The organism is Sulfitobacter sediminilitoris (assembly GCF_010667575.1).
Lineage (GTDB): Bacteria > Pseudomonadota > Alphaproteobacteria > Rhodobacterales > Rhodobacteraceae > Sulfitobacter > Sulfitobacter sediminilitoris.
Genome location: NZ_JAABNT010000014.1, coordinates 51,924 through 73,624, shown reverse-complemented (window position 1 = coordinate 73,624; position 21,701 = coordinate 51,924). Strand labels below are relative to the sequence as shown.

The 21,701-nt window shown below is 58.7% G+C and carries 19 protein-coding genes; 13 read left to right on the top strand and 6 right to left on the bottom strand.

Annotated features, from left to right (window positions below; translation table 11 throughout):
- Positions 1-164 precede the first annotated feature (164 nt).
- Together GV827_RS18320 and GV827_RS18315 are read left to right on the top strand one after the other, a co-directional pair.
- The gene (locus GV827_RS18320) at positions 165-494 is read left to right on the top strand and encodes a hypothetical protein (RefSeq protein WP_164355266.1); all 330 of its coding nucleotides are present in this window, start codon (positions 165-167) and stop codon (positions 492-494) included.
- A 99-nt stretch (positions 495-593) separates the two neighbouring features.
- A complete protein-coding gene (locus GV827_RS18315; RefSeq protein WP_164355265.1) occupies positions 594-1,193 on the top strand; it encodes a superoxide dismutase in 600 nt (199 codons plus the stop codon).
- Positions 1,194-1,309: 116 nt separating this feature from the next.
- Here GV827_RS18315 and GV827_RS18310 read toward each other — a convergent pair whose 3' ends face one another.
- A complete protein-coding gene (locus GV827_RS18310) occupies positions 1,310-1,861 on the bottom strand; it encodes an LOG family protein (RefSeq protein ID WP_164355264.1) in 552 nt (183 codons plus the stop codon).
- A gap of 103 nt (positions 1,862-1,964) precedes the next feature.
- On the opposite strand from GV827_RS18310, the gene GV827_RS23675 reads away from it, so the two are divergent.
- The 3 genes from GV827_RS23675 (at position 1,965) to GV827_RS18295 (ending at position 5,746) form a co-directional block, all read left to right on the top strand.
- Entirely contained in the window at positions 1,965-3,452 is a 1,488-nt protein-coding gene (locus tag GV827_RS23675) for a LysM peptidoglycan-binding domain-containing protein (RefSeq protein ID WP_235930435.1), read from the top strand.
- Positions 3,453-3,542: 90 nt separating this feature from the next.
- On the top strand, positions 3,543-5,402 hold the full coding sequence (locus tag GV827_RS18300; RefSeq protein ID WP_164355263.1) for an ABCB family ABC transporter ATP-binding protein/permease: 1,860 nt from the start codon (positions 3,543-3,545) through the stop codon (positions 5,400-5,402).
- The gene (locus tag GV827_RS18295) at positions 5,399-5,746 is read left to right on the top strand and encodes a hypothetical protein (RefSeq protein WP_164355262.1); all 348 of its coding nucleotides are present in this window, start codon (positions 5,399-5,401) and stop codon (positions 5,744-5,746) included. The genes GV827_RS18300 and GV827_RS18295 overlap by 4 nt, the downstream gene beginning before the upstream one ends.
- A 38-nt stretch (positions 5,747-5,784) precedes the next feature.
- Here the strand turns inward: GV827_RS18295 and GV827_RS18290 are convergent, their stop codons facing one another.
- The 3 genes from GV827_RS18290 to GV827_RS18280 all read right to left on the bottom strand — a co-directional run bounded on the left by GV827_RS18290 (position 5,785) and on the right by GV827_RS18280 (position 11,449).
- The gene (locus GV827_RS18290) at positions 5,785-6,240 is read right to left on the bottom strand and encodes a DUF302 domain-containing protein (protein WP_164355261.1); all 456 of its coding nucleotides are present in this window, start codon (positions 6,238-6,240) and stop codon (positions 5,785-5,787) included.
- A gap of 89 nt (positions 6,241-6,329) precedes the next feature.
- The gene (locus GV827_RS18285; RefSeq protein ID WP_164355260.1) at positions 6,330-10,205 is read right to left on the bottom strand and encodes an efflux RND transporter permease subunit; all 3,876 of its coding nucleotides are present in this window, start codon (positions 10,203-10,205) and stop codon (positions 6,330-6,332) included.
- The gene (locus GV827_RS18280) at positions 10,202-11,449 is read right to left on the bottom strand and encodes an efflux RND transporter periplasmic adaptor subunit (RefSeq protein WP_164355259.1); all 1,248 of its coding nucleotides are present in this window, start codon (positions 11,447-11,449) and stop codon (positions 10,202-10,204) included. Before GV827_RS18280 ends, GV827_RS18285 begins: the two co-directional genes overlap by 4 nt.
- A 216-nt stretch (positions 11,450-11,665) precedes the next feature.
- Here GV827_RS18280 and GV827_RS18275 point away from each other — a divergent pair, with 216 nt between their 5' ends.
- The 3 genes from GV827_RS18275 to der all read left to right on the top strand — a co-directional run bounded on the left by GV827_RS18275 (position 11,666) and on the right by der (position 15,297).
- Entirely contained in the window at positions 11,666-12,367 is a 702-nt protein-coding gene (locus tag GV827_RS18275; protein ID WP_164355258.1) for a hypothetical protein, read from the top strand.
- A gap of 49 nt (positions 12,368-12,416) precedes the next feature.
- On the top strand, positions 12,417-13,772 hold the full coding sequence (locus tag GV827_RS18270) for a PQQ-like beta-propeller repeat protein (protein ID WP_164355257.1): 1,356 nt from the start codon (positions 12,417-12,419) through the stop codon (positions 13,770-13,772).
- A 61-nt stretch (positions 13,773-13,833) separates the two neighbouring features.
- Positions 13,834-15,297, top strand: a complete 1,464-nt coding sequence (gene der / locus GV827_RS18265; protein WP_164355256.1) for a ribosome biogenesis GTPase Der — start codon at positions 13,834-13,836, stop codon at positions 15,295-15,297.
- Between the two features lie 55 nt (positions 15,298-15,352).
- Here der and GV827_RS18260 read toward each other — a convergent pair whose 3' ends face one another.
- Together GV827_RS18260 and serS are read right to left on the bottom strand one after the other, a co-directional pair.
- Positions 15,353-16,087: a tryptophan-rich sensory protein gene (locus GV827_RS18260; RefSeq protein ID WP_235930434.1), complete on the bottom strand. Its 735-nt coding sequence runs from the start codon at positions 16,085-16,087 to the stop codon at positions 15,353-15,355.
- Between the two features lie 75 nt (positions 16,088-16,162).
- A complete protein-coding gene (gene serS, locus GV827_RS18255; RefSeq protein ID WP_164355254.1) occupies positions 16,163-17,455 on the bottom strand; it encodes a serine--tRNA ligase in 1,293 nt (430 codons plus the stop codon).
- 201 nt (positions 17,456-17,656) lie between these two features.
- Between serS and yajC the strand changes: the two genes are divergently transcribed.
- Genes yajC through GV827_RS18230 form a run of 5 tightly spaced genes read left to right on the top strand, consistent with a single transcriptional unit; the run spans position 17,657 to position 21,695 of the window.
- A complete protein-coding gene (yajC, locus tag GV827_RS18250) occupies positions 17,657-17,935 on the top strand; it encodes a preprotein translocase subunit YajC (protein ID WP_164355253.1) in 279 nt (92 codons plus the stop codon).
- Between the two features lie 33 nt (positions 17,936-17,968).
- Positions 17,969-19,618 (top strand): protein translocase subunit SecD, encoded by a 1,650-nt coding sequence (gene secD, locus GV827_RS18245; protein WP_164355252.1) that lies wholly within the window; start codon positions 17,969-17,971, stop codon positions 19,616-19,618.
- Between the two features lie 3 nt (positions 19,619-19,621).
- Positions 19,622-20,590, top strand: a complete 969-nt coding sequence (gene secF / locus GV827_RS18240; protein ID WP_164355251.1) for a protein translocase subunit SecF — start codon at positions 19,622-19,624, stop codon at positions 20,588-20,590.
- Positions 20,583-21,338, top strand: coding sequence for a sulfite exporter TauE/SafE family protein (locus tag GV827_RS18235; RefSeq protein WP_164355250.1), 756 nt, complete (start codon positions 20,583-20,585; stop codon positions 21,336-21,338). The genes secF and GV827_RS18235 overlap by 8 nt, the downstream gene beginning before the upstream one ends.
- 3 nt (positions 21,339-21,341) lie before the next feature.
- Positions 21,342-21,695: an Mth938-like domain-containing protein gene (locus tag GV827_RS18230; protein ID WP_164355249.1), complete on the top strand. Its 354-nt coding sequence runs from the start codon at positions 21,342-21,344 to the stop codon at positions 21,693-21,695.
- Positions 21,696-21,701 lie beyond the last annotated feature (6 nt).

The following is a 21,701-nucleotide window of genomic DNA, read 5'->3' as shown; positions in this document are numbered from 1 at the left end:
TTTCGTGTTTGCCGCACTGGCCTGCTCCTGTAGGTAGGGTTCCAACAATGGCTCAAATCGCGAACATCATCTCTGGAACTTTGCGCTGCGCTGCCTTCGCAGTGTCACTGTGTTTTGTTTGGGCTCAGGCCACAGAGGCATCTGGCTTTCTGTATGAATGTGATATGGATGACCCTGATCAGGGGCTGGGTTGGGTCTCACCCAAGATCGCCATCGTGCTGCCGGGCGACGGAAGCGTGACCGTGGTGGACGCCCTGACGCTCACGTTTGCCGAAGATCCGGTCCTTGGTAGAATTTTGCGCGACAATGATGCGCGGTTTATCGTGAAATGGACGCTAAAGGACGTGCGCGCCGATACAGGCCGTAGCTTTGCCAACTTTGACTACCGCGCATCTATCGCCAAATCGACAGGCCGGATCGAGCTGACCGCTGGTCCGAGAACCTTCGATTCCGGCCTGCGGAGCGTCGGAACCTGCCGAAAGCGCACCGAATAGCGAGGAAGACAGTCCAATTCGGGCAGCTTGACCTTGACGGCAGGGCAATCTGCGCTCCATTTGATGCAAGGAAACACCAATCATCAAGGAGGCCCAACAATGGCTTTTTCACTTCCCGATCTTCCCTATGCCCATGACGCGCTTGCATCCAAAGGCATGAGCGCCGAGACGCTGGAGTTTCACCACGACAAGCACCACAACGCCTATGTCGTGAACGGGAACAAGGCGATCGAGGGCACCGAGTGGGAGGGCAAGTCCCTCGAAGAGATCATCAAGGGTACCTATGACCCCAAGGCCGTTGCACAGAACGGCATTTTCAACAACATCAGCCAACTGTGGAACCACAACCAGTTCTGGGAAATGATGGGCCCCGGCGAAAGCAAGATGCCCGGCGAGCTGGAGAAGGCGATCACCGAAAGCTTTGGCTCCGTCGACAAGATGAAAGACGACTTCAAGGCAGCGGGTGCCGGTCAGTTCGGTTCTGGCTGGGCATGGCTGGTCAAAGACACCGATGGCAGCCTGAAGGTCACCAAGACCGAGAACGGCGTGAACCCCGTCTGCTTTGGCCAGACAGCGCTGCTGGGCTGTGACGTGTGGGAGCATTCCTATTACATCGACTTCCGCAATGCGCGCCCTGACTATCTGGCAAACTTCCTCGACAATCTCGTGAACTGGGAAAACGTCGCCTCCCGCATGTAAGTGCGAATGCTGATCCGCCGTTGCTGAACAGGTGATGGTTTGCAAATACCAAACCCCCGCGGCTTTACGTTGTCGGGGGTTTATGTTTTTGCTGGTTGATGTGGTTGAATGCGAGGTTAGCCAAGACGGTCGCGCAAAGCCGAAAGCGCAGCTTGCGCATCTGGCACAACCGTCAGGTAGGACAGGATCGTCGCATCAGCAAAGCCGCTATCGACCACATGGTTGAGCAAGGACATCAACGGTTCCCAGTATCCGACCGAATTGATCAGGAAAACTGGCTTTTCATGCAGCCCAAGCTGGCGCCAGGTCAGCACTTCGAACAGTTCATCCAGTGAACCGGCGCCTCCTGGCAGGACCACTACGGCGTCGCAGTTCATGAACATGACTTTCTTGCGTTCGTGCATCGTCTCAGTGATCACATAGGCAGTCAGATCAGTCTTTCCGACTTCCCAATCCACCAGATGCTGCGGGATCACGCCAAAGGTCTCTCCTCCGGCATCCTGTGCCGCCCGCGCAACTGAGCCCATCAGGCCAACATCGCCCGCGCCATAAACCAGCCGAAGCCCGGCATTTGCAATCCCCGTGCCAAGCGCAGCTGCGTCCTCCGCATACGCCGGATCGCGGCCCGGGCGTGACCCACAATAGACACAGACAGATTTCCGTAGCATTGGCGCGCCTTTTTCTTGCATTTCCAGTTGTACTGGGATGGACCTGTTTTGACCCCTGTTAGCCTGCTTGCTAATAAGGCTCAACCTTATGGGATGATGGGACATGCGGAATTTCTTGGCAGGGCTAAGCGGCGGATCAGGTGCCTTTGCGGCGGCAGTTGTCGCTGCGGCGCTGATCGCAGCGGGACTTTGGGTCCAATCGCAACGCAAAGCTCAGGACATCTCCGAGGAGGTCGCCATTGTCGCCCCATCACCGCAGTCTGTCACAGATGCGCAAGCGCCTGCGCTTGCCTTGGACGAGGACAATGCAGCCAAACTGGCCGAGCCGCCGGAAGCACCCCAGACGACGGATGCGCAATCCGACGAAGGTTCTCCAGACGCTGAGACCACACAAACGCTGACAGAGACCGATCCTCAGCGCGCTGAGCAGTCTGAGGCGGCTTCTGTGCCATTGCCTGCCTTCGATGAAGTACGCCGGGAGGCGGATGGTGTGACCGTGATTGCCGGGCAGGGCGCACCGGGTGCGGATGTGCAGATTTTGCAAAATGGCAGCGTTGTCGCGCGTGTCACGGCAGACCGGTCAGGCAAGTTTGCAACCATCGCACTGATCCCGCCGGACGGGCAGGGGCATGTGCTGACCTTGATGCAAACTTTCGAAGGGCAGGAACTGGCGTCAGAGGACGAGATTATTCTTGCCCCTATGACGGCACCGGTCGTTGTGGCGCAGGCATCACCGGAGCCTGAACCCGAAACGGCAACGCAGCAGGTCGCGGCGCAGTCCGTAGAACCAGACCCTGTCGCCCCACTGGCGGAGACCGACAAGACAGAAGAACAAGACGAAACGGTGGTGGCCGCAGAGCCGAAGGCGACTGAAACGCCGGCACCGTCCCAGCCCGAGGCAGATCAACAGGTGTCCGCCCTGGCACCGGAAGATAATGCTGAGCCGTCACAGCCGCAAACCCCGTCGGCGGTACCAGCCCAAAGCGTCGACGCCCCCGTGGAGGCGGAGCCGTCAGCTCAGGTTGCAGCACCGGCACCGGAACAAGCGCAAAAAGCAGAAACAGTCGCCATTCTCAAATCGACAGCAGAAGGTGTCGAACTGCTCAACACACCGTCCCCTGAGGTGATGGACAACGTGGCCATCGACACCATCAGCTATTCTGACGCCGGCGCGGTGCAACTCGCGGGCCGCGCACAGACCAAGGCCACCACTGTCCGCGTTTATCTTGATAACAACTCGGTCATTAGCCTTCCTGTGGACGATCAGGGCCGCTGGCGTGGAGATCTGCCAGAGGTGGATGAGGGCATCTATACCCTGCGCATTGACGAAGTTGCAGCAGACGGACAGGTCACAAGCCGGGTTGAAACACCTTTCAAGCGGGAAGCCCCCGAAACGCTGGCGGCAGCGGCAGCGCTGCAGGACGGGCCAATCAAGGCGATCACGGTGCAAAAGGGGGCGACCCTTTGGGCGATTGCACGGGACCGATATGGGGACGGACAGCTTTACGTGCGGATATTTGAAGCCAACCGTCAGTCCATTCGCGATCCTGACCTGATCTACCCCGGTCAGATTTTCGATCTCCCGGACTAAGCTTCTCCTCTGGAATGATCTTATTCCGCTGCTTGGCTGGCAACCCCCCGGTCGTGGGACTATGTAGCAGTCAAACAGACGGGATTATCCATGGCCGCCGATACAACACAATCGCCTTCAACAGCTTCCGAGGCAGCCGCTAGCCAACGCAACACGGCAGCGGCCATGGCAGAAGAAGAACGCCAGTCGGGTTTCTTTGTGCTGCGCAAGGTTGCCCCCTACCTGTGGCCAGCGAACATGCCTTGGGTCAGACGCCGGGTCTTGCTGGCGATGATTGCGCTTTTTGTCTCAAAGCTCATCTCAGTTGCAACGCCGCTCTTCTATCGGGACGCGGTGGACGCGCTGGCGGGCGAGGGTGTGCCCATGGTCGCTCTTGGTGCCATTGGCCTGACCATCGCCTACGGCATGGCGCGCCTTATGACAGTTGGTTTCCAACAGCTGCGTGACGCGATCTTTGCGCGCGTGGGTCAGCGCGCTTTGCGCATGCTGGCGCTAGAGACATTTGAGCATATCCACAGGCTGTCGATGCGGTATCACATCACGCGCAAGACAGGCGGTTTAAGCCGAATTATCGAACGCGGTGTGAAAGGCGTGGAATTTCTGCTGCGCTTTTTGCTCTTCAACATTGGCCCGCTGATCCTTGAACTGCTGATGATCGGGGCCATCCTGACGATCCTCTTTGACTGGTCCTATCTCTTGGTGGTGGCTGTCACCATTGGGCTTTATGTCTGGTTTACGTTCTCGATCACAGAATGGCGCGTGCGTCAGCGCCGCCAGATGAATGAGGCGGATACCGACGCCAATCAAAAGGCGATCGACAGCCTGCTGAACTACGAAACCGTCAAATACTTCGGAGCCGAGGCGCGAGAGGCGGACAGGTATGACAGCGCGATGGCGGGCTACGAGGACGCTGCGATCAAGACCAGCCTGTCGCTTGCTTTTCTGAATTTTGGTCAGTCCCTGATCATCACCGCGGGTCTTGTCGGGGTTATGGTGATGGCAGCCATCGGGGTGCAGAATGGCACGTTGACGGTTGGCGATTTTGTCATGGTCAACGCGTACATGGTACAGATCACGGTGCCTTTGAACTTTCTTGGTACGGTCTATCGCGAAATCCGGCAGGCGCTGGTGGACATGGGGCAGATGTTTGGTCTGCTGGAACAACCGGCCGAGATTACGGACAAGCCTGATGCGCCGGATCTGAAGGTAAGCGGTGGTCAAGTGACGCTTGAGAACGTGCATTTTGGCTATGATCCCGAACGGATGATCCTCAAGGGCATCTCGCTTGAAGCCAAGCCAGGGGAAACCGTGGCCATCGTCGGCTCTACAGGGTCGGGCAAATCCACCATCGGGCGGCTGCTGTTCCGGTTCTATGATGTAGACAGCGGCGCGCTGAAAATCGATGGGCAGGACGTGCGCGATGTCACGCAACTGAGCCTACATCAGGCCATTGGTGTGGTGCCGCAGGATACTGTCTTGTTTAACGATACCATAGGTTACAACATCGCCTACGGCAAAGACGGTGCAACGCAGTCCGAGATTGAGGCGGCGGCCAAAGATGCGCAAATCCATGATTTTATCAAAAGCTTGCCGGATGGTTACAACACGACCGTGGGCGAGCGTGGTCTCAAGTTGTCGGGCGGTGAAAAGCAGCGCGTGGGCATAGCCCGAACGCTGCTCAAGAACCCGCCGATCCTGCTGTTGGACGAAGCCACCTCGGCGCTTGATAGCGAAACCGAGAGCGACATTCAGGATGCGTTGATGCGCGCAGGCGAGGGCCGCACGGTTCTGACCATCGCGCACCGCCTCAGCACCATTGCCGATGCGGATCGCATCGTTGTGCTGGAGAAAGGCGAGATCGTGGAGCAGGGGCGGCACGAGGCCCTTTTGGCCAAGGACGGTCGCTATGCCCAGCTTTGGCATCGCCAGCAGGCCGAAGACGCGACGTGAGCGGTGGCAGGGGCAAGGATTACCCTCGCACACCAGATGGACATTTCTTTGTCTCGAAAGGCCGGCTCTGGCGCTGTACCGATCCCTCTCTTGAGGACAGCGAACGTCGTGCAGCGGTCAAGGCCCTGATGCAGGCGCGCCTTGCCGTCAGAAACGCCCGATACGAGGCCGAGACAAAAGAGGCACGGGCAAAGGTCGATGCCGCCAAGCGGCGGCTGGGAGAACGTGGCCCGGTCTGGTGGGACGGGGACAGCCCCGACGAGGGTGGCAAACATCCCAAGAACACGATTTACGCCGCGTGGTGGGAAGCGCTTGATCCGGAAAGCCGCGAAAAGGGGCTATAGTCAGTAGCAGCCGTCGCTACGCACCGAGCGTCAGCTTATTAATCGTCTGAAATTGCCTTTGTTGTCAGCTTGTCCAAAGCACCTGTCATCATTTGAATATACTTCGCATCCGTGGGCAGCCCGTGCGTTTCGGCCAGGCTGGCAGGCGCGTGATATGTCACATGCACGATCCCGTCTGCATCCGCATAGGCGAGCACCCGCAACGGCAGATCAAGGCCTGCAGTCTGCCCATCTAGCATCGCGGGGGTTCCAAGCTTCGGATTGCCAAAAATCAATAGCTGCGTCGGTCGCAGTTCCATGTCTACTTTCGCTGCGCCTGCCGCGTGATCCACGCGGGCAAAGACAGTGGCACCTGCCCCCTCAACAGCATCGGATAGCCGGTCCATCGTAACCTCAACGGTATGGGGGCTGACCTTATCGATCATCTCGTTGGCGTAGACGGGCAGCGACAGTACCGTGCTCAAGGTCACGGCAGCAAGGGTTTGACGGATCATCGGGCAGTCTCCTTTGGCAATCTCCCTCAAGACTACCGCGAAGCGGCCTAGATGTGAGAACACGCGCTCTCACATCTGCTTGATCGGTGCTATTCCGCCGCTGAAAGACGTGGTGCTGCCATCGGTGCGATGGGCGCCGCATCCGGATCCCAAATGATTTCGTCCGCCTTCAGGCGCCGCGCGTCGCGCTGCAACGCCCAGTCCCGCGCCGCTCTGCTGGCCCGTCCCAGTGACATCTTGGCCAAAAGCCGCGCTACCCAGTGTACATAAGTTGTCGCCCAAACACGGATCGCCAGCATCGAAGGTGTCACCAGCAATGTCAGCACCGTTGCAATGCCCAGACCAAAAACAACCGCCGTCGCCAACTGCTTCCACCACAGCGCTGTGGGGCTGTCGATGGTGTAGCCGCCGTCCGCAAAGTTGAGGCTGAGGCCGAACATCATCGGTGCCAGACCAGCCATTGTGGTGATTGTAGTCAGCAAAACCGGCCGGATACGCGCCTGTGCGGTGCGGATTATGGCTTCGATCCTTGGCATGTACCTTTCATATTCCTGATAGGTGTCGATCAGGATGATATTGTTGTTCACAACAATTCCGGCCAAGGCGACGATGCCTGTCCCGGTCATGATGATCGAGAACGTCTGATCCATGACCAGCATGCCGATCAGAACCCCGGTGGTAGACAAGACCACGGCCAAAAGCACCAGAATGGCATTGTAGAAAGAGTTGAACTGCGCCAGCAAGATGATGAACATCAAACCCAGCGCTGCTGTGAAAGCGGAACTGAGGAAGGCTTGGCTTTCTGCCTGATCTTCCTGATCTCCGGTCCATTCCGTGCTGACGCCCAAGGGCAGGGGGGTATCGTCCAGCCATTTGGTGATTTCGGCAATGCGTTCGTTCGCATTGATCGGGATGAGCCGAAGCGCACCTGATTTCACACCCCCGGCGATGTCGACATCAGCACCCTCATCCGTTTGCTGAGTGATCTTGTAGGCGGTGCCGTCAGGCGCACGTACATCGGCATCATTTCCCGCAGGCCTTAGCGTGGCGAGGGTGGTGGAGACATCTGCACCACCTATCCGAGCGGTACGCACGACCTTCATCAGTCCGGGTGCAACATCGGCTTTGACGTCAAGGTACCGTTTTTGATCAATGCGGTTGATCTCGGCCAGTTTTGGCACCGGTGTGCGGGAGATGAAGTTGCTCAGCGGGATCAGGCCGTCAGCGGTGCGGACTTTCAAAGTATCAAGCGTGCTCAGAACGCGGTCCTCTTCGGGCAACCTGACACGAATTTCAATTTCCTCATCCGAACTGTCCACGCGCATAGTGTCCAGCAGCAAGCCGCGTGTGACCAGCTGCACCATCGCGCCCACGGTCAACACGTCTGCGCCGTAGCGGCCCGCCTTCTCAACATCAACGTCGATCTGCCAGTCAATACCGGGCAGGGGGCGCGTGTCTTCAATCAGGGTAAGGCCCGGCGTTGCCTCGAACTGCTGGCGAGTCAGCGCCGTAGCAGCCAGAAGGTCGGTGAAATTGTCAGACTTGAGACGCAGATGCACTGGTTTACCAGATGCAGGTCCACGGGCCTGCGCCAGAATTTCGATGCGAATGCCCGGTATGTTTGAGAGTCGCTCAGTCAGTTCCGCAAGGATCACGTCGCCATCAAAAGCGGGATCCTGCGTTGCACGGGTCACAGTGTAACCGATGAAAGGGACCGTAAAGAGCGGGGTCACCTTGTTCGGGCGATCTTCCCACGGGATTGTTTCAAGCTGGATTTGGCCGATTCTGTCCTTGGGCGCCTGCGCGCCGCCTGTATTGCTGTCGAGCCCCCCTTCACCTGCAAAGGCGAAAGCGGTCTGCACGCCGGGATGCTGCAGTACAATCTGTTCGGCGCGCTCCAGCAAGTGATCCTTTTCCTCAAGGGACAGGTTGCCGCGTGCCAAGACGTAGACGATGGCCTGCTCCGGCTCGGATTCGACAAAGAATTCCACGCCTTTGGAGTTGTTGCCAAAGAAGATCATCACTGTGCCCACAAAGACAAAGACGATCCCCGCCATGACCAGCGGCATCACCGGGTTGCCGACGATAAAGGCGATTACACGGCCAAAGGTGCTGCGGCGGTAGCCCGCATCAATTCGGTCTGGCGTTTTGCGGAAAAGCTTGGAGGTAATCCAGCGCCCGCCGCGACCTGCGCGGGTGAAGACGCCAAAGAACGCCAGCAATCCCATCATCGCCCCCGACAGGCCCACAGACAGCAACGCGCAAAGCGCTACGATACAAAGGAAGACAGTGACGAAGGTCGGGATGACGGACCCCAGCAGGTTCAGCCCGTCCATCGCGGCAAACTGGGCTGAGATAACGCCAAAGAGAGGCTGCATCAACGACATCGGTACGATAATCATCGCCAGCGCCAATGGGAAAAACAGCAGGTGCAGATACCACCGCAGACCTGCAATGGCCTCCATGTTATCGGCCATCCAACGCTCAAGCCGTCCGGTCACGCCGCCCATGACAGGCAGGTAAATCAGGGCCACAACAAGTGAGGCTGAGAGCACGAATATCAATGTGACCGGCAGCATTCCCATGAACTCGCCCGGCACACCGGGCCAGAACAGCATTGGCAAAAAGGCGCAAAGCGTCGTGGCTGTAGATGAGATAATGGGCCAGAACATCCGCTTGGCGGCATGGACATAGGCCTGCATCGGCCCTTCGCCCTGTTGCTGGCGCGCATCCGCGTATTCGACCACCACGATCGCCCCGTCCACCAGCATACCCACGGCAAGGATCAAACCGAACATCACGATGTTGGAGATCGAAATGCCCATAAGCGCGAGGAAGGCAAAGCAGAGCAGGAACGATGTTGGAATCGCAAAACCAACCAGCAGGGCCGCCCGGATGCCAAGGGCCGCCAGCACGACAATCATCACCAGTGCAATCGCGGTAAAGACTGAGCCCAAGAGCTGCTGGACCATGGAATTCACCACGCGGCTCTGGTCGTTTGAGGTACCGACTGTGACAGCGGCTTGCAGGCCATCGGGCCAGCTTGCGGCCCGCGCCTCAACGATCTCTTTGACCTGACTGGACGTGTCGATCAGGTTGAAACCCTTACGCTTGACCACTTGCAGCGCCAGCGTCTTTTCCCCGTTAAAACGCGCCGTACCCTGACGATCCTCAAAAGTAAGGTTGATTTGGGCCAGATCGCCCAACGTCACCACGCGGTCGCCGTTGGTCTTGACGGGTAGGGAGTAGACATCGCGCGGCTCATTGAAAGACGACGGTATCTTGACGGCAAAAGTGCCTTGAGCGCTCTCGATTTCACCGGCTGCAATCAACTGGTTGTTGTTCTGCACAACATTGATCAACTCGCCTGCGGTGACATTATAGGCCTCCAGACGAAGCGGATCGATCAGCACCTCCAGCATCTCGTCACGGTCTCCCGCAAGGCCTGCCTCCAGCACGGAATCGAGTGCCTCCAGCTCATCCTGCAAGTCTCGCGCCACGCGGGCCATCGTGCGTTCAGGGACCGGGCCGGTCAGGTTCACGATGATGATCGGAAATTCGGAAAAGTTGAATTCGTTGATGGAGTATTTCTCATAGCCGTCAGGGAACTGCGCCTCGGCCGTTGACATCGCGTCGCGTACATCGGCCATCACACGGCTTTTGTCCCAGCCGAATTCGAACTCCAGCACTACGCCGGCGTAGTTTTCCGCCGCCGTGCCGGTCATCTGTTTCAAGCCGTCCAGATCGGCAAGCTCTGTTTCCATCGGCTTGACGAGGAGCGTCTCACTGTCAGCGGCAGAAATGCCGGGGAATTGAACAGAGACGAACAATGCCGGAATTTCAATGTCCGGCTCACCCTCTTTTGGCAGGGTGGAATAAGAATAGCCGCCGACCACGAGGCTGAGCAGGATAAAGGCCAGCACCATGCGTGCACGGCCTGCGGCCCAATCGACGACGCCGGTCATTGCGTGACCTCCACCCAGGTGGGGGCCACTCTGACACCTGCCGTGACGTATTCTTGTCCGACAACGATCACGTCCGCGACCTCTGGCAAACCGGTGACCCAGATGCCCCGGCTGGTGTCGCGCATGATTTCGACGGGGGCAAATGATACGACCGCATTTTCATCGACTAACCGCACGCCCAATGTGCCGTCATCGTTCAACGTCAGCGCGGACTGCGGGACGAGATGGGCTTTGACACCTGCCGAGGAAATCGCGATTTCGGCGGTCTGACCGTCGCGGATGCGCAGATCATCGTTAGGCACTTCAATCTCGACGCGGAACGTTCGCGTCTGAGGATCGGCAGAGCGTGAAAGGAACGTCACGTTGCCGATGACCTGCTCGCCGCCAGCTGCCAGCCGTGCACCTGCCTGCGCGCCAAGCATGACCCGGTTCACCTCGGTCTCGGGTACAAATCCCACCAGTTTGATCGGATCAAGTTGAATGATTGTGGCGCACAATGCGCCCGGCTGCAAAAGACTGCCCAATTCCGCAGTGTCGCTTTCCAGCAGTCCGCTGAAGGGCGCTGAGATCGTCAGACGTGCAATTTCCGTTTCCGCGGCAGCAACGGCGGCGGTGGCCGCTTCAATGCCGGAACGTGCCGCGCGCAAACCTGATGTGGCGGAGCTTACACCCGCCTTGGCGGCGGCCACCGCGGCATCCGTCGCGGCAAGCCTTGTCTGAGAGGCAAAACCATCTTCACTCAATCGGGCCGCTGCGTTTTGATTGATTTCTGCCTCATCCAGACGGGCTTTGGCTTCTGCCAGCCGTGCCTCCCCCTCCGGTACGCGCGATTCAGCTTCTGACAACCGTGCGCGCGCCTCGTCCAATGCGGCCTGCCGAGTGCCGGGGTCGAGCACGCAGAGTGCGTCACCTTCCTCAACGTGCGCGCCCTTGCGCAACGGATCGGACACGATCACGGCAGATGTCTCGGACTTTACGTCCACCTGACGCGCGGCTTCCGTTTCGCCGCGCAGGATGACCGCACTGTCAACCTGCTGTCCGGTCAGCTTGCGCACCTGTACCTTGACCAATGTGTCCGGGTCTTGTTCCACAACGGAAGGTGTCTCGGACACCTGTTCGGTGGTCTCTTGCTCTGTCCGTGTTTCGTCACCGCCGAGCAATGCCACAAGCTGCGGACGCGCGAGGATCGACATCGCCAGCAAAAGGGTTACCGCCAGTGCGGCCAGAATGGAGAAAATACGCATTGCGATACCTCGCGCCGGAAATGCCGGGACACCTGCCCGGTTGGTTGCGCTTTATGTAGTGCATGATAACTGAACTGACTAGTTTAGATGGCATGTTTTTTAATAGAGGTGGCTTTGCTGCCCAATTCTCGGGCAAAGACCTGATGGAACGGGGTCTTGGCTTGCCCCGTTCTGCGGGGTAAGAGGGTCAAAACCGTACCGCCAGAGGCAGATCAGATGAGCAACACAGACAGCTTTATCGAAGAGGTCAATGAAGAGGTCCGCCGCGACCGGCTTTATGGCTATCTGCGCCGCTATGGCTGGATTGCCGTGCTGGCGATCCTGCTGATTGTTGGTGGGGCGGCCTATTCCGAATACCGCAGGGCACAGGCGCGCGCGCAGGCCGAGGCGCTGGGCGATGCGATGCTTGCTGCCTTGGCTGTGAATACAAGCGCAGAACGAGCCGAAGCACTTGGTAGTATTGAGCCTGCAAAGCCGACCGCAGCTGCCGTACTTCGCATGATGACTGCCGCTGAACAGGCCAATGCCGGTGATACTGACATGGCTGTGGCAACACTGAGCGCAGTGGCTGTTGATGGTGATGTACCGCCGGTCTACCGGCAGTTGGCACAGTTCAAGGCAATTACCCTGCAGGGGGCTGATGCGCCTGTCGCAGACCGCCGTCAGGCGCTTGAGGCCATGGCGCAGCCGGGCAATGCCTTTCGTCTGCTGGCCAGCGAACAACTCGCGCTGATCGACATCGAAACCAGTGACACCGACGCTGCCATCAACCGCTATCAGGCGATCCTGTCGGATGCGGAAGTCAGCGCAGACTTGCAACAACGCGCCCTTCAGGTGATTGTGGCACTGGGTGGCGAGCCGGAACTGTCTGACGTGGTTGGTCTGGGTGGTGGAAGCGCAGCGGCCCAAGATAATTGATCCATGCCCCGGCGGGCAACGAGAGCGATAAAAAGAAGTGAGCAGGGCCATGAACCATCCAGCGTATTTCGGGACAAAGGCGTGGGGGGTCGGGCTTTTGTCAGCTGCTTTATTGCTCAGTGCATGTAACGAACGTCAGGTGTATCTGCCCGGACCACGTGAAGACATAAGGTCGGTTCTGCAAACACCCGAACTTGCCGCCCCAATTGAAGGCGAAGTCACGCCCGAGAATACAAGCCGTCCGATATCCTTGGGTGTTGCAACCAATAACGCCAATTGGACCCATGCGATCGGAACGCCCACCTACCGCGTTACCCATCCTGCCCTGCGGAACGCTCCCCAGCTGGCTTGGTCGGCTGACATCGGCGACGGTGACAGTCGTCGCTACAGAATTACTGCCGATCCTGTTGTGTCCGATGGCCGGGTTTTCACGCTCGATGCAGGTGCGCAGGTCGTGGCGACCTCGACTTCTGGACAGACCCTTTGGACCCGCGATCTGACCCCGGCAAGTGACAGGCAGGGACAGGGCTCTGGCGGCGGATTGGCCGTTGAAGGCGACACGCTTTACGTCTCTGTCGGGTACGGCGTCCTTGCAGCAGTGGACGTGGCGACGGGCGGTGTGCGCTGGACGCAAGACCTGGACGCCTCTGGTTCAGGAACGCCGACTGTGTTTGGTGATCTTGTCTATCTTACTGCGGGGGATGACACCGCTTGGGCGGTTGAAAAGGCCAGTGGTCGCGTCGCATGGCAAACCGGTGGCAGCACCAGTGTTAACAATGTGCTTGGTGCGCCGGCCCCGTCGGTGACAAACGAACTCGCTCTGTTTGCTTATGGGGCTGGCGAAGTGCAGGCTGTGTTCCGCCGTGGGGGGCTGGACCGCTGGAATGCCTCCGTCGTGGGGAAACGGCCCGGTCGGGCATTATCCTCAATATCTGATGTCACAAGCGCGCCGGTGATCTCTGGTGACAGGGTTTTCGTCGGTAACCAGTCCGGGCGCCTTGCCGCACTCAGCCTGGGGAGCGGCAAGCGGATATGGACTGCACGCGACGGTGCCGTAGGGCCAGTCTGGCCCGCGGGCGGTTCTGTTTTTGTCATCAGTGACCTGAATGAAGTGCTCCGCCTTGATGCCTCGGACGGCGCGCGTATCTGGGGCGTGCCATTGCCAAACTTCGTCAAAGACAAGCCGCGGCGCCAATCCGAAGTCTATACCCATCATGGGCCGGTCGTCGCTGGCGGGCGCGTTTGGGTGGCATCTGGCGACGGCGTTTTGCGCAGCTTTGATCCCACGGACGGGACGCTTGCGGGTGTTGTCGAAATCCCCGGCGGGGCGACCACAGCCCCTGTCGTTGCAGGCAGCACGCTTTACGTTGTTTCACGCAAGGGCCAATTGCTCGCTTTCCGTTGAGCGAGAAATGGTCTAAGGCCCATGTTTGATTTTGCCCCAATTGGGGCTTTGGAGCCTTGAAATGTCCTTTACCCTCGCCATCGTGGGCCGCCCGAACGTGGGCAAATCCACGCTGTTCAACCGCCTTGTAGGCAAACGTCTGGCATTGGTCGATGACCAGCCCGGGGTGACGCGCGATCTGCGTGAGGGTGCGGCCAAGCTGGCCGATCTGCGCTTTACGGTGATCGACACTGCCGGTCTGGAAGAGATAACGGACGATAGCCTTCAGGGACGCATGCGCCGCCTGACGGAGCGTGCTGTGGACATGGCCGACATCTGCCTGTTCATGATTGATGCGCGAGTCGGTGTGACTCCGTCCGATCTGGTCTTTGCCGATATCCTGCGCAAGCGCTCTGCCAATGTGATCCTTGCCGCCAACAAGGCTGAGGGAAAAGCAGGCGAAGCGGGCGTGCTTGAGGCCTATTCGCTGGGGTTGGGCGAGCCGATCAGCATGTCGGCGGAACACGGCGAAGGGTTGCATGACCTTTATACCGCGCTGTTGCCACTGGCCGATCAGTTTGCGGAACGCGCCGAAGAGGACGCGCCAGAGACAGACGTGGATCTGAGCGAGGAAGAGGCCGAAGATCCAGACGCCATTCCGATGCCCACCAAGACAAAGCCATTGCAAGTCGCGGTTGTAGGCCGCCCGAACGCCGGCAAATCCACGCTGATCAATCAGATCCTTGGTGAAGACCGGTTGCTGACCGGCCCCGAAGCCGGGATCACCCGTGACGCGATCTCGCTGCGGATCGATTGGAATGGCGTGCCGATGCGCATTTTCGACACTGCGGGCATGCGCAAAAAGGCGAAGGTTCAGGAAAAGCTGGAAAAGCTGAGCGTCTCTGATGGCCTGCGCGCAGTGAAATTTGCCGAAGTGGTGGTTGTGCTGCTGGATGCTGAGATCCCCTTTGAACAGCAGGATCTGCGGATTGCCGACCTGGCGGAACGCGAGGGACGGGCCGTTGTCATCGCGGTGAACAAATGGGACATAGAGGAAGACCGTCAGGCCAAGCTCAAAGCGCTCAAGGAAAGTTTTGAGCGTCTGTTGCCCCAACTGCGCGGCGCACCCCTGATCACGGTTTCCGCGAAAACGGGCAGGGGGCTTGACCGCCTTCATGATGCGATCATGCGCGCCTACGAGGTTTGGAACCGTCGGGTCAGCACCGCCCAGCTTAATCGCTGGCTCTCTGGCATGATGGAGGCGCACCCGCCGCCCGCACCGCAAGGCAAGCGGATCAAGCTGCGCTACATGACACAGGCCAAGACGCGCCCGCCGGGCTTCGTGGTCATGTGCAGCCATCCCGACAAGGTGCCCGAAAGCTACAGCCGGTATCTGGTGAACAACCTGCGGATCGACTTTGACATGCCCGGAACGCCGATCCGGCTGTGGATGCGGGGGCAGAACGATGCGAACCCTTATAAGGGACGCAAGAAAGCCGGACCGTCGAAGCTGCGCAAACATACCGAAGGCCGACGCAAGGATTAATTTTAGGGTCGAGATCTGCGAAAGGTCCCGACCCCTTAAATTTTCCAGACGGGAATTAAACGGCCCGAAATGCCTTGAGCGTGGGAAAGATCAACGCCAACGCCCCGCCGCCGGCGACATATGCGACGATCGGCGTGGTCTCGTAATTGGCGACTACAACCGCCACCAGCGCCCAGATCACGGCGATCCCGTAAGTTGGTGCGCGCCCCAGCGCACCTTGCACAAACCCACCGATCACGATGGCGAGGCCGACAAAGGCGAGCGCGGCGGTCGTTTCATCCAGCCAGCCATACCCTGCCGCAAGCAGACCCAGCGACACGCAGGACGCCGCCGACAGCCACCCGGCATAAAGACCAACGGGCCAAGCTGCCCACGGCTGATCCGAAACGGGGGCCACGAAAAGTGCCGCAAGCGCGCTGAGCAGCATGATCCAGATCAGAACGCTGGCCCACATCGGGCTGGCAACCGCGACAGCAAGCCATGCCGCGCCAACTGCGAGCGATGCGCAAAGCGGTTTTCGCATGTCATGCCATTGACCGTCCTTGGGGGCTTTGAACAAACCCCAAGTCAGTCCCAATATCAACCAGCCGTAGATCACCCCCCAGATCGCAAATGCGTATCCCGCAGGCTGAACCGGCGGATTATTCTGTGGGACCGGGAATTGGTTAGGGTCAAAGCCCGCGAAACCTTCGACAAAAAATGGCGAAGCAGCGAAGGCCAGGCTCAGCAACAAGCATAGGGCAGCAACGATGGTACGAGAGGCAGGCATGTCGGGTCCCTTTCCGTTCATTCCTGTCAGCACGCTAGCACAATCGCCGTGCCTTTCAATTGTCCTGTGCCAATGAAATTGTTTAGATTTGACGACTTACGCCAGTGTCCCGTCTGCCGTCAGGGCAGTCTTGCCACCAAGATAGGGGGCGAGGACCTCAGGCAGCTTCACTGACCCGTCCGCTTGCTGACCGTTCTCAAGTACCGCGATCAGGCAGCGCCCCACGGCCAGACCGGAGCCATTCAGCGTGTGCACGAACTGCGGCTTGCCGCCATCCTTTGGCTTGAAGCGCGCGTTCATGCGCCGAGCCTGAAAGTCGCCCGTAGTCGAGACGCTTGAAATCTCGCGATATGTTTTTTGTCCCGGCACCCAAGCCTCAATGTCGAAGGTCCGGCGGGCGCCAAAGCCCATATCGCCGGTGCACAGGATCACCGTCCGGTAAGGGATGCCCAGCCGCTCGAGAATATCCTCGGCACAGCGCAACATGCGCTTTTGTTCGGCATCGCTGTTATCGGGGTGGGTGACGCTCACCATCTCGACTTTCTCGAACTGGTGTTGGCGCAGCATGCCTGCGGTATCGCGCCCCGCGCTGCCCGCTTCTGAGCGGAAGCAAAGGGTGTGTGCGGTGTAGCGGCGCGGCAGGTAATCGGCATCGACGACGTGATCGGCCATGATATAGGTCAGAGGCACCTCGGAGGTTGGCACCAGCCACATGCCTTCTTCCGTGCGATAGCTGTCCTCACCAAACTTTGGCAGTTTGTCGGTGCCGTACATGGCCTCGTCCTTGACTAGAACCGGAGGGTTCACCTCGGTCAGTCCGTTTTCGTCCACGTGGGTGTCCACCATTAACTGCGCCAGCGCCCGGTGAATGCGTGCCACGGCACCCGACAACAGCACGAAACGGCTGCCGGAGATTTTCGCCGCCGTCTCAAAATCCATCGATGCGGCCACGCCCGCGATCTCGTAATGCTCTTTCGGCTCGAAATCGAATGTCGGGATGTCGCCCCAGCGATTCACTTCGACGTTGTCGTTCTCATCCGCACCGTCAGGCACATCATCCGCAGGCCGGTTTGGCAAACGGGCAAGCATGTCGGTCAGCTGCGCATCAAGTTCATTGGCTTCGGCCCGCATTGCTGCGACCTCTTCCTTTTTTTGCCCCACCAGCGCGCGCAACCGCTCGAACTCGGCTTCGTCGCCCTTGGCCTTGGCCGCGCCCACTTCCTTGCTGGCCTTGTTCTGTTCGGCCTGCGCGTTCTCGGCAGCGGCGATCTTCGCCCTTCGCGCCTCGTCCAGCTTCAACACTTCGGATGACATCGGCGCATCCCCCCGCCGGGCAAGCGCAGCGTCAAAGGCTTCGGGGTTCTCGCGGATGGCGCGGATGTCATGCATGGGTCCGGTCCTTACTGATGAATCGTTTGCGGGCGGTTATGCCTCAAACTTTGCCAAGGGGGTAGAGTTGTCGCAGCCTTTGATTGTCGGCCCGATTTGACCCTTTCCACCTTGCGCCCACCGGCGGGCGCACATAGGTTCTGCCAAACTCAGCGACAGGGCCATGAAGCGCCCGAAAGCCCACCGAAAAGGACGCATACGATGGCCGGTATTGAACAGTTCATCCCCCTCATTCTGATCTTTGCGATCATGTACTTCCTGCTGATCCGTCCGCAGCAGAAAAAGGTCAAGGAACATCAGGCGATGGTTTCGGCACTGCGCCGTGGCGATCAGGTGGTCACTCAGGGCGGCGTGATCGGCAAGGTCGTCAAGGTCAAGGACGATGGTGAAGTTGAAGTAGAGATCGCCGACGGCGTGAAAGTGCGCGTGGTGCAATCCACCATCGCAACAGTTGTCTCCAAGACTGAACCCGCCAAATAACCTCGCAGACCAAGCCGAAAAGAGGGCGCAGATATGCTTCAGATTGATCTGTGGAAACGGATTATGATCGCGCTGACCTGTGCTGTTGGCCTGTGGCTGGCGCTGCCCAATGCGTTCTACGGTCCGGTTGAGCAGCACAATGATGCGGTCAACGCGATCGAGTTGCAGGGTGCAACGCCGGAACTTGAGGCGCAGCGTGCGCTTTGGCCGGATTGGTTGCCCTCTGGCCTCGTAAACCTGGGCCTTGACCTGCGCGGCGGCGCACACTTGCTGGCCGAGGTGCGGGTTCAGGACGTTTACGCCACCCGGATGGAGGCCCAATGGCCCGAAGTCCGTGATGCACTTCGCAGCCTGACGCCTGTGCGCCGACAGCAATCACCCGAAGATGAACTGAGGGTGCGTCTCAATGATCCCGAAAAGATGGCGGAAGCTTTGGAGATCGTGCGCGGTCTTGCGCGGCCAGTGCCAACTTTGACCGGGGCGGGGGCAACGGACATTGATGTGCGCGGCGATGCGGGCGTTATTATCGTCACCCTGTCCGAGCCCGAAAAGCAGGCCACGAACGAACGCACCATGCAGCAGTCGCTGGAAATCATCCGCCGCCGGATCGATGAGGTTGGCACGCGCGAGCCCACGATCCAGCGTCAGGGGTCGGACCGTATCCTGATCCAGGTGCCCGGCATCGGTTCTGCTGCGGAGCTGAAGGCAATCATCGGTACCACCGCGCAACTGACCTTTAACCCTGTGGTCAGCCGTGGAACCGATGAAAACGCGAACCCCGGCATCGGCAACAAGATCGTACCGTCCATTGATGAACCCGGCGCCTTCTACACTTTGGAATCCGCCCCGGTGGTGACTGGAGAAGAACTGGTCGACGCGCAACCGTCCTTTGACCAAAATGGACGGCCCGCAGTGACGTTCCGGTTCAACACGTCTGGTGCGCGGAAATTCGGTGACTACACCGCAGAAAACATCGGTTCACCCTTCGCCATCGTGCTGGACGATGAGGTGATCAGCGCGCCCACAATTCAAAGCCACATACCAGGCGGCTCGGGTATCATTACCGGCAATTTCGATGTGGAGGAATCCACCAACTTAGCCATCTTGTTGCGCGCGGGTGCGCTGCCTGCCGGTCTCGACTTCCTCGAAGAGCGCACAATCGGCCCCGAATTGGGGCAGGACAGCATTGACGCGGGCAAGGTCGCGACCGTCGTTGCCTTTGTAGCGGTTCTGTTCTTCATGTTTGTCAGCTACGGGCTCTTCGGTATTTTCGCAAACATCGCTTTGATCATCAACGTCGCTATGATCTTTGGTCTACTGAGCCTCGTCGGGGCCACCCTGACCCTACCGGGCATCGCGGGTATTGTTCTGACCGTCGGCATGGCCGTGGATGCCAACGTGTTGGTTTTCGAACGTATCCGCGAGGAATTGCGAACCGCCAAGGGTCCAGCCCGCGCGATCTCGCTTGGCTATGAGAAAGCGCTCTCGGCTATCATCGACGCCAACATTACCACGCTGATCACCGCAGTAATCCTTTTCGTGATGGGCTCCGGCCCGGTGCGTGGTTTCGCGATCACGCTGGGCTTTGGCATCATCACATCCGTCTTCACGGCCATTTTCGTCACCCGTCTGATGGTGGTGATCTGGTTTGAACGGGCACGTCCCAAAACGATCGAGGTCTGAGACATGCGTCTGCGTCTGTTCAAAGAAGCGCCGAATTTCGACTATTTCAGCCGCTGGAAGCTGTGGCTGGGCATTTCGGGTTTGATGATGATCGTGGCGTTTGCCTCTTTCATGCTGCAAGGCCTGAATTACGGCATCGACTTTCGCGGAGGCACGACGGTTCGGACAGAAAGCCCCCGTGTTGTGGATGTCGCGGAATACCGCGCAGCACTGGATGTGCTGGAACTGGGTGACATTTCCATCACTGAGGTTTTTGATCCCTCCTTCCGCGATGACCAGAATGTCGCAATGATCCGGATACAGGCGCAGGACGATCAGGAGGCAGTATCTGTCGAAACCATCAGTGCGGTTGAAGCGGCGCTTAAAGAAGCACGGCCTGATATCAAGTTCACTTCTGTTGAATCTGTCGGCCCTAAGGTATCTGGTGAATTGATCCAGACTGCTGCCATCGCCGTCGTACTGGCGATCGGTGCGGTACTGATCTACATCTGGCTGCGGTTTGAATGGCAATTTGCGGCTGGTGCCGTGTTGGCGCTGGTGCATGACGTTCTGCTGACAATCGGTGTGTTCTCGGAACTCCAAATCCGCTTTGACCTTGCCATCATCGCGGCCTTGCTGACCATCGTGGGATATTCGCTGAACGATACCGTCGTCGTCTTTGACCGGGTCCGCGAAAACCTGCGCAAGTACAAGAAGCGGGACCTGAAAGAGGTTTTGAACCTGTCGATCAATGAGACAATGTCGCGGACTTTCATGACCTCCTTCACAACGCTTATTGCCTTGATTGCGCTGTTTGTGTTGGGCGGAGACGTGATCAGAGGCTTTGTCTTTGCGATGATCTGGGGCGTGATCGTTGGTACCTATTCCTCAATTTTCGTGGCATCCGCGATTTTGTTGTATCTGGGTGTAAAGCGTGACTGGTCCAAACCCGATGCCAACGCTGGAAATCAATACGCCAACATAGATGCCTGAAGCACTTGCATCGGCTTTTCAGACCAAGGGTTTGATCTGGCTGATCGGGGCGGTTTGCGTGGCAGGACTTGTCCGGGGTTTTTCGGGCTTCGGCTCCGCGATGATCATCATGCCGGTAGCCTCTTCCGTTCTGCCGCCGATCAAGGCGGTGATTTTTCTGGTCGCTGGAGAAATGCTTGGGCCACTCCCGAACCTGCCCGCAGCGCTGAGTGATGGCGCGCCGAAAGACGTAGGTGTCCTGATGATAGGCGCGCTGGTGGCTATGCCCATTGGGACCGCGTTTCTTAGCATCATTGATCCAAATGTATTTGGGTGGTTGATTTCGGCTGTGGTTCTGGCGCTGCTCGTTCTGCTTGTGAACGGTTGGCGATATAAGGGGGAACTGACCCGTCGCCTGACTGTTGCGACCGGCGCGCTAGGTGGGTTCATGACCGGCTTTGCCGGAATTCCGGGGCCACCTGTAATCATGCTCTACATGGCAAGCAGCTTGCCCATATCGGTGATCCGCGCCAATTTTCTGCTCTACCTGTTGGCGGTGGACCTGATCCTGTTTCCCTTTCTCTGGCTGAGCGGTCTGATGGTCTGGCAGGTCTTTTTCCTGGGGCTGCTTATCGGCATACCCAACCTTGTTGCGAACATGATTGGGGCGTTGCTTTTTGACCCGCAGGCAGAGGCGCTTTTTCGACGTGTGGCCTATATCGTCATCGCAGCATCGGCTATTGTCAGCTTGCCGATTTGGAAAGGATAACCAATGCGCCTCAATGAGATTGTCTTCACCGATGCCCAGCCCATCGAAGGCTATGGGCCGGGGTTCTTTCGTATCGGGGGGCAGGTGATCGAAGGCGCCGTCATAACGGGGCCTGCTGGCACCCAGACATGGGCAGGGTTCGAAGATGCAGGTACATTGCTTGAGTTGAAAGAGCAGATCGACGTTTTGTTCATCGGCACCGGTGCGGATGTGGCCCATCTGCCTGATGATCTGCTGAACCCGCTTCAGGAGGCCGGGATCGGGGTTGAGGCGATGGCTTCTCCTGCCGCCTGCCGCACCTACAACGTACTACTGAGCGAGGGACGCCGCGTGGCCCTCGCGTTGATTCCGGTGTGATCTGAC